Source organism: Rhizobium sp. WYCCWR 11146, assembly GCF_013591995.1.
Lineage (GTDB): Bacteria > Pseudomonadota > Alphaproteobacteria > Rhizobiales > Rhizobiaceae > Rhizobium > Rhizobium indicum.
This window is the reverse complement of the sequence record NZ_JACCEY010000023.1, coordinates 68,270-75,267: the sequence shown is the minus strand read 5'-3', so window position 1 is coordinate 75,267 and position 6,998 is coordinate 68,270. Positions and strand designations below refer to the sequence as shown.

Here is a 6,998-nt window from a genome sequence, read left to right as displayed (position 1 = left end):
CGCCGCCGTCATGGCCGGCGCCTGCTGCCTGGCCGTCGAATGCAATCCCGATTCGATCGATTTCCGCCTGCGCACCCGCTATGTCGACGCCAAGGCCGAGACGCTCGATGAAGCGCTTGAGATGATCGATCGCTGGACCAAGGCCGGCGAGGCAAAGTCCGTCGGCCTGCTCGGCAACGCCGCCGAAATCCTGCCGGAGATGGTCCGCCGCGGCATCCGCCCGGACATCGTCACCGACCAGACCTCGGCGCACGACCCGATCAACGGCTACCTGCCGAAGGGCTGGACGATGGCCGAATGGAAGGCGAAGCGCGAAAGCGATCCGAAGGCTGTGGAAAAAGCAGCGCGCGCCTCGATGCGCGAGCATGTCGAAGCGATGATCGCCTTCTGGAATGCCGGCGTGCCGACACTCGATTATGGCAACAATATCCGCCAGGTCGCCAAGGACGAAGGCCTCGAAAACGCCTTCGCTTTCCCGGGCTTCGTGCCGGCCTATATCCGCCCGCTGTTTTGCCGCGGCATCGGCCCCTTCCGCTGGGCCGCCCTTTCCGGCGATCCGGAGGATATCTACAAGACCGATGCCAAGGTGAAGGAATTGCTGCCTGACAACAAGCATCTGCATCATTGGCTCGACATGGCCAGGGAACGCATCGCCTTTCAGGGCCTGCCGGCGCGCATCTGCTGGGTGGGCCTCGGCGACCGCCACAAGCTCGGCCTCGCCTTCAACGAAATGGTGAGAACAGGCGAACTCTCCGCCCCGATCGTCATCGGTCGCGACCATCTGGACTCCGGCTCCGTCGCCTCGCCGAACCGCGAGACCGAAGCGATGAAGGACGGCTCCGACGCCGTTTCCGATTGGCCGCTGCTCAACGCCCTGCTCAACACGGCGTCGGGCGCCACCTGGGTGTCGCTGCATCACGGCGGCGGCGTCGGCATGGGCTTCTCGCAGCATTCGGGCATGGTCATCTGCGCCGATGGCACCGACGATGCCGCAAGACGCCTCGAGCGCGTGCTCTGGAACGACCCGGCGACCGGCGTCATGCGCCACGCCGATGCCGGTTACGAGATCGCCATAGACTGCGCCAAAGAAAAGGGCCTGCGCCTGCCCGGCATTCTCGGGAACTAAGCCTCATGAGGGTTCTGCGCGCCGGCGATCACAAACGCATGCCCTGGAAAAACGGCAAGGGAGAGACGGTGGAGATCGCCGTCTTTCCACCCGGCGCTTCGATCGACGACTTCGACTGGCGCATCAGCATGGCGACGGTCGCGGAGGACGGCCCGTTTTCGATCTTTCCCGGCATCGACCGTACGCTGGCGATCCTTGATGGCAACGGCATGGTGCTCGATGTCGCAGGCAGCTCGCCCGTGCTGCTGACAACGGCAAGCGATCCGCTGGCCTTCAAGGCGGATATCGCCGTCGCGGCCAGGCTCCAGGACGGAGCGATCACCGATCTCAACGTGATGACGCGCCGCGACGGGCTCGCCCACACGCTGATCCGGATCGACGTCGATGGCAGCAAGACCGTGCCACTTTCGCCCTCCACATGCCTGTTCCTCTGCCGTCGCGGCACACTGTCATTCCGGCGGGACGGCGAGACCGGCGCGCTTGCGGCCGGCGATGCGCTGCTGATCGAGGACGCGGCCGAAACCGTGCTGGAAATCGATGGCGAAGCCAAATGTTATCTCGCTTCGATCACCACAGGCTGATCTTCGAACAACGAATTGAAATTATTAAACAATCGAGGATTTGGCGAAGCATTGCCGTCAACCATCGCCATCTCGGGCCATGGACGTCATTCCTCGTTTCGGTCTAAACTTCGCCCTTCTGATGCAGAAGAAGACCTAGACTGCCCGCAACGTGCCGGGGAGCAAGGGAGCAGGCGTGACGGATCCATACGATATTCTCGGCGTTGAACGCGATGCGGACGAGGCGCAGTTGAAGGCCGCCTATCGGCGCCTGGCGAAGGTTGCCCACCCCGATTCGGGTGGTGATTCGGAAGCCTTTGCCACTCTGCAGAAAGCCTATGGGCTGCTTCTCGATCCGGTCCGGCGCAAAGTCTACGACGATACCGGCTACGACGTCGAATTTGCCGATGCGGCGGAATTGCAGGCGCTCGTGATGATCGAGAAGCTCGTCACCGACGCAGTGCTCGACGAGCGTGCACCCGGAAGTTTCGATCCCGTCGCCGTCATGCAGGACAGCCTTTCCGAAGAACTGCGCAAGGCGCGTTTCAGCAAGAGTGAGCTGGAGCGCCACGCTTCGCGCATCGGCCTGCATCTGGAACGGCTCGAAAAGCAGTCCGGCCGCGATGTGCTCGCCCACATGTTCCGCGCCCGCATCGAAGCGATTTCCAAGGCGGTCGCGGAAACCGAGGCGAAGATCAAGGCGACAGAACGCGCCGCCGACATGCTCAGCGGCTATGTCTACGACATCGATCCGCCGCCGCTGCCGGATGCCGCGGTCACCAGCATCGAATGGGTCGAGGCCTCAAGAAACCGCTCCACCGGCTGACGGCGGACGGCGGACGACGCCGGCTATTAATAAGACAGCTTCGGATACCAGTCCGCCGGCCGGCCTTCAGGCGTCGAATCGATGACCGTCCAGAGCGGCATCAGGTCTGGTGCACCGCGCGGATCCTCGCCGGGGTCGGCCGTCACCTCGCCCATCTCCTGGCTCCAGAAATGGCGGATGCTGCCGTCGCGGCGCGTGAAGACGTTGAAGGCCGCGTCATCGCCGCCACCCCTGCCGATCGCGTGATAGTCGCGGCTGTAATCGCCCGTCGTGTCGGAATAGAGCGGCAGGTAGTGCCAGCCGCGTTCCTTCTTGAAGGCGAGCAGCCTGCCGATCGGCGAAAGTGCGACGACGGCCAAGGCCGCGCGCTGCTGGATGTCGGGCACCTCGCCATCCCAGGCCGACAGCAGCGACGTGCACATCGGGCATGGGCGCTCGCGTTCCGGGCCGAACATGTAGCTGTAGACGATCAGCGTCTCCTTGTCGGCGAAGAGCTCGCTGAAGGAGATCGGCCCGTCGCTGCCTTCGAAGCGGTAGTCTTTCGTCACCTCGCCGCCCGGCGGCAGCGCCCGGCGCTGTACCGCCACGCGCTCGATGTGCCGGCGCAATTCGATCTCTTCGGCCAGCAGCGCGTCGCGGGCAATGCGATATTCCTCGCTCTCATTGGGAAACCGGACGCCGTTCTTGGCCGCAAGCACGGCGGCGGGTACCAGATGCTGATTATCCATGACGATATATCCTCCTTCAATTGCCTGAGAACGTGCTGAAGCCACGACCGGGTCGCAGCACATCATTACAAGGACGATCGGCTGATGCGAAATTCGACAGTGCCGACGGAAAATATTCGCCCCGCGCTTTGGCCGGCTCGGCGCCCGGATCGCCAAAGCCAAGCAGATCAAGATCGCGCGTTCCAAAATGCGGATCATCGAACCAGCTCATGATCAGCATCACGCCCTTCCTAGAGGACGCCGCCCCGTGAACTCATTTCACCGTCGGCTGCGAAACTCAGTGAACGGTGATCACCGGAATGCCAGCTTCGTCGGCGGCACGGATAAGCGCTGCCCGCGCATCCTGAGCCGGAATTTCCCCATGAATTGCATTCCGGCACGCCCTAATCGCTATAAGATATTCTTCTCCGTCGTCGATCGGCCAGCCAACTGTCAGCATCTCGGCAGCCTGGAAAAGGGTTGCGACAAGCTTGTATTTTTCCGACCCACTCACAACGAGCATCAGAGGGGCAAACTCTTCGGATGTGCGCCACTTCATGACATTAGGTCTCCCCACAGTAAACATATTAGTAACCGTGCAAGAACCGTTCCGTGATCTCCGCTGGCATGCCCGAAGCTGGTTTCGAAGGCCGCATAGTGGAAAGAAGAACATTTTTTAAAGGGCGCTTTAGTCGCCTCATCATCGCCAGCGTCAGCATGGGCACCTGTTGGCAGGGAAACGGTCGCCGGCCTCATTACCCGCCATGCTGAAGCCGATAAGGCCGCCGCCGAAAGATCGATCAGCTCTGCCTTCGACCGGCTGGCTCCAATGGAGGCGGCGCACAATCGCAGGAAGCTCAATACCTATAAAACAAGAAAGTTATTGACTGAGAGCCTGAGGGGTGGACCTCCGCTCAAAGGTAAGCTCGTAAAAAGAACACCGCGGTCGTTAAAAAGGCGACCGCGAGGGTTAGCACCCGAACGACCGATGATGGCAGCCTTCGTCCGATATGCGCTCCGATCCACCCGCCGATAACGGCTCCAATCGTCATGGGAATGCACTCCTGCCATACAATTTGCCCCGGCAAGTACGAAGACGACGACGGCGACCGCGTTGGCGGCAGTTACCATCACCATTCTTGTCGGGTTCAGGCTCTTGATGTCCCCGCCCCCGAGCGCGCTCCATGCCGCGAGCATCATGAGACCCACCGCGCCGCCAAAATAGCCGCCATAAAGACCCAGAAAGAATTGAACCGTTGCGAACGCCAGAACACTTGGACGTGCCTGCGTCTGGAACCGGGCGCTGAGCCTCGGACCTGCAGTCAGCATCAATGTCGCCACCAGCAAAAGCCATGGCAGGAGACCATCGAAAATCCTGGATGGGGTTAGCAGCAATAGAATACTTCCGGCCACGCCACCCATGACCGTCACGATGGCAATGGGCACGACATTGACGCCGCACACACTCCTAACCCCGTCACGATAGACCCACGAGCTCGCCATACCGCCGGGAAACAAGGCTAGGGTGCTTGTCGCGTTTGCGGCTACCGACGGCACTCCGACCGATATCAGCGCAGGCAGGGAGACGAACGATCCGCCGCCCGCCAACGCATTCATGCTGCCTGCTAACAAGCCAGCAAGGAAAAGAAGCATGATATCGTACATGTTCAGGTCGCCTTAGCCCCCAATGCTGAGTCCGGCCGAGCCTCTCGTCCAATACCGCAGTCAACGCGCCGCACGCCGTTGCGCGTCCAGAAGAGTCCGCCCCACGACTGCCATTCGCCGTAGTCAGGGAAACGCAATTGAGAGCCATTCATCCGATCACCATGAGCGTAACCGATGCTATCCCGAGGAGTACGCCAACCGCCTGATGCCAGCCGAGCCTCTCGTCGAAAACCAAAACGGCGATCGCGTTGATGGCGATGAGCTGCGCGACCGACGATAACGAAATAGCAAGGGAAAGCCCGCTTGTCCGCATGAGAGCGATCATCGAAAGATTGCCTAATGTGTAGAGGACAAGCGCGGTGGCGAGCAGCCAAAGGTTCGAGTTGCTCACATATGCGCGGGAAGCGGTCGCTCCCGCCAGGAATAGGCAGACGGCTATGAAGAGGATGGCGGCAACACGCATCGATAAACTCCTGCTGACGCGTTTTGTCTAACGCCGGGCGGCCCGTCAATCCATCAGAGACTATCCCCTGTCCTCGATCGCGACGCACGGCTACATGGTGATCAGTTTATTTTACACCCAGCTCGACGTTAGCTACCAATAAGAAGGCTCTCAAGCCGTCCAAATCGTCCAAGGCGGCCAGGGGCAAAAAGGACGACGCCGCAAAGCTTTTCGAACGTCATCAACATCATGGATGCCCTCAAGAAGAGCGTCGAAGCCGACATGAAACGTCGAAAGAAAGCGGCCTGATAAAATCCCGAGCTGACGAGCGGTCCCGCTATGTGGAATGACTATGAACAACATTCGCATGAAAGAGTTCCTGCGACATGATGCAGTCTCTCGCGACCTCGCTTCTCCGCCGCTGAAATCCCTTCCGCCAACGACAAGACGAAAACGGCGATATGCGCAATGGCTGGAAAGCAAAAAGGGCGCTCGACCCTTGCGGGGAGCGCCCTTATCCTGTCGGACAACGAACAGTTCGACGACGTCGATACCGCGCGCATCCATTTTTCAGGCAGGACGGGTATATGGACCCTTTCCACCGGGGTTTCAAGAGGCGGTTCAGCGGTTCTACACGATAATTGACCCTAGAACAGGATTCAGATTTTAGGCCGGGTCGGCCTAAAATCTGATCCTGATCTAAATCAAAGAAGTGGAGCATGATGTCGTCCGAAAACCGCTCACACTTTTCGGCATCATGCTCTAGTCGATCAGGAGGCGACCCCGGTGATCGGATTGACCACAGGTCGTTCGCTTTTGTCTCTGACCCCCGCCGGCTGCACCACCGGCGGCGCCATCGATTCTGCATCGGCGGGCTCCGGCTTTTCAGGAACGGCGCCGACATCTTTGGGGCGCCGCTGCTCGGGCTTTACGTTTTGATCATTCGTCGACATTGTCATTCTCCTTTCCAGGAAAAAGTCACGGCCGTCGACATGGTTCCGGCGATGGGATGGAGGATTACCGATGCTTGACGGGTTTCTGCTGCAGGGGCCTCAGGATGCGCGCTTCACCATCCTTCTTGCGCATGGCGCCGGCGCGCCGATGGATTCGGCATCGATGACAGCAGCGGCAAATGCGCTCGCCGGTGTCGGCTTCCGCGTCGCCCGTTTCGAATTCGCCTATATGGCCGCCCGCCGCACCTTAGAAGGTCGCAAGCCGCCGCCACGCGCCGAAACGCTCAATCCCGAATACGAGGCGGCGATTGCCGAGCTCGGTGCCAGCGGCCCGCTGATCATCGGCGGCAAGTCGATGGGCGGCCGGGTCGCCAGCATGGTCGCCGACGATCTCCATCGTCGGGGAAAGATTGCCGGCCTGCTCTGCCTCGGCTATCCCTTCCATCCGCCCGGCCAGCCGGAGAAGCTGCGCACCGGCCATCTCACAGGGCTGACGACGCCCGCGCTGATCTGCCAGGGAACACGCGACGAATTCGGCACGCGGGACGAGGTGCCGGGCTACGATCTGTCCGACAAGATCGAGATCCTCTGGCTCGAGGACGGCGACCACGACCTCAAGCCGCGCAAGACGATCTCCGGTTTCTCCAGTGCCGATCACCTCGCCACGATGGCGAAAGCGGTGAAGGCATGGGCCGAGGGATTGCCGGCTTGAGCATCAC

General features: G+C 60.9%; 8 protein-coding genes and 3 pseudogenes. 5 read left to right on the top strand and 6 right to left on the bottom strand.

The window, feature by feature from the left end; translation table 11 throughout:
• The 3 genes from hutU to HX899_RS17910 all read left to right on the top strand — a co-directional run.
• Positions 1-1,126: urocanate hydratase (gene hutU, locus HX899_RS17920; protein WP_181292986.1), on the top strand; the 1,126-nt coding region annotated here is incomplete at its 5' end.
• A 5-nt stretch (positions 1,127-1,131) separates the two neighbouring features.
• Complete coding sequence (locus tag HX899_RS17915) at positions 1,132-1,707, top strand: HutD family protein (protein ID WP_181292985.1); 576 nt, start codon at positions 1,132-1,134, stop codon at positions 1,705-1,707.
• 175 nt (positions 1,708-1,882) lie between these two features.
• On the top strand, positions 1,883-2,512 hold the full coding sequence (locus tag HX899_RS17910; protein ID WP_129419387.1) for a J domain-containing protein: 630 nt from the start codon (positions 1,883-1,885) through the stop codon (positions 2,510-2,512).
• Between the two features lie 26 nt (positions 2,513-2,538).
• Here HX899_RS17910 and HX899_RS17905 read toward each other — a convergent pair whose 3' ends face one another.
• From HX899_RS17905 to HX899_RS17885, 5 genes and pseudogenes are all read right to left on the bottom strand, one after another.
• Positions 2,539-3,240 carry a DUF899 family protein gene (locus tag HX899_RS17905; protein ID WP_181292984.1) on the bottom strand — a complete coding sequence of 234 codons (702 nt, stop codon included), beginning with the start codon at positions 3,238-3,240 and terminating at the stop codon, positions 2,539-2,541.
• A gap of 136 nt (positions 3,241-3,376) precedes the next feature.
• A pseudogene (locus HX899_RS17900) lies at positions 3,377-3,469 on the bottom strand (nucleotidyl transferase AbiEii/AbiGii toxin family protein); the annotation flags it as partial.
• A gap of 48 nt (positions 3,470-3,517) precedes the next feature.
• On the bottom strand, positions 3,518-3,778 hold the full coding sequence (locus tag HX899_RS17895) for a DUF982 domain-containing protein (protein ID WP_017968256.1): 261 nt from the start codon (positions 3,776-3,778) through the stop codon (positions 3,518-3,520).
• A 355-nt stretch (positions 3,779-4,133) separates the two neighbouring features.
• A pseudogene (locus HX899_RS17890) lies at positions 4,134-4,884 on the bottom strand (sulfite exporter TauE/SafE family protein).
• Between the two features lie 148 nt (positions 4,885-5,032).
• Entirely contained in the window at positions 5,033-5,347 is a 315-nt protein-coding gene (locus HX899_RS17885) for an EamA family transporter (RefSeq protein WP_033183755.1), read from the bottom strand.
• A 140-nt stretch (positions 5,348-5,487) separates the two neighbouring features.
• Between HX899_RS17885 and HX899_RS35585 the strand changes: the two are divergent.
• A pseudogene (locus HX899_RS35585) lies at positions 5,488-5,635 on the top strand (Ku protein); the annotation flags it as partial.
• 461 nt (positions 5,636-6,096) lie between these two features.
• On the opposite strand, the gene HX899_RS17880 reads toward HX899_RS35585, so the two are convergent.
• Entirely contained in the window at positions 6,097-6,279 is a 183-nt protein-coding gene (locus tag HX899_RS17880) for a hypothetical protein (RefSeq protein WP_003548476.1), read from the bottom strand.
• Positions 6,280-6,349: 70 nt separating this feature from the next.
• Between HX899_RS17880 and HX899_RS17875 the strand changes: the two genes are divergently transcribed.
• On the top strand, positions 6,350-6,991 hold the full coding sequence (locus HX899_RS17875) for an alpha/beta family hydrolase (RefSeq protein ID WP_171598127.1): 642 nt from the start codon (positions 6,350-6,352) through the stop codon (positions 6,989-6,991).
• Positions 6,992-6,998 lie beyond the last annotated feature (7 nt).

Bases quoted from the DNA above. Each gene is read 5' to 3' on its own strand.
- HX899_RS17905 (WP_181292984.1), bottom strand. From the start codon at position 3,240: ATGGATAATCAGCATCTGGTACCCGCCGCCGTGCTTGCGGCCAAGAAC.
- HX899_RS17915 (WP_181292985.1), top strand. From the start codon at position 1,132: ATGAGGGTTCTGCGCGCCGGCGATCACAAACGCATGCCCTGGAAAAAC.
- HX899_RS17895 (WP_017968256.1), bottom strand. From the start codon at position 3,778: ATGAAGTGGCGCACATCCGAAGAGTTTGCCCCTCTGATGCTCGTTGTG.
- HX899_RS17875 (WP_171598127.1), top strand. From the start codon at position 6,350: ATGCTTGACGGGTTTCTGCTGCAGGGGCCTCAGGATGCGCGCTTCACC.
- HX899_RS17880 (WP_003548476.1), bottom strand. From the start codon at position 6,279: ATGTCGACGAATGATCAAAACGTAAAGCCCGAGCAGCGGCGCCCCAAA.
- HX899_RS17885 (WP_033183755.1), bottom strand. From the start codon at position 5,347: ATGCGTGTTGCCGCCATCCTCTTCATAGCCGTCTGCCTATTCCTGGCG.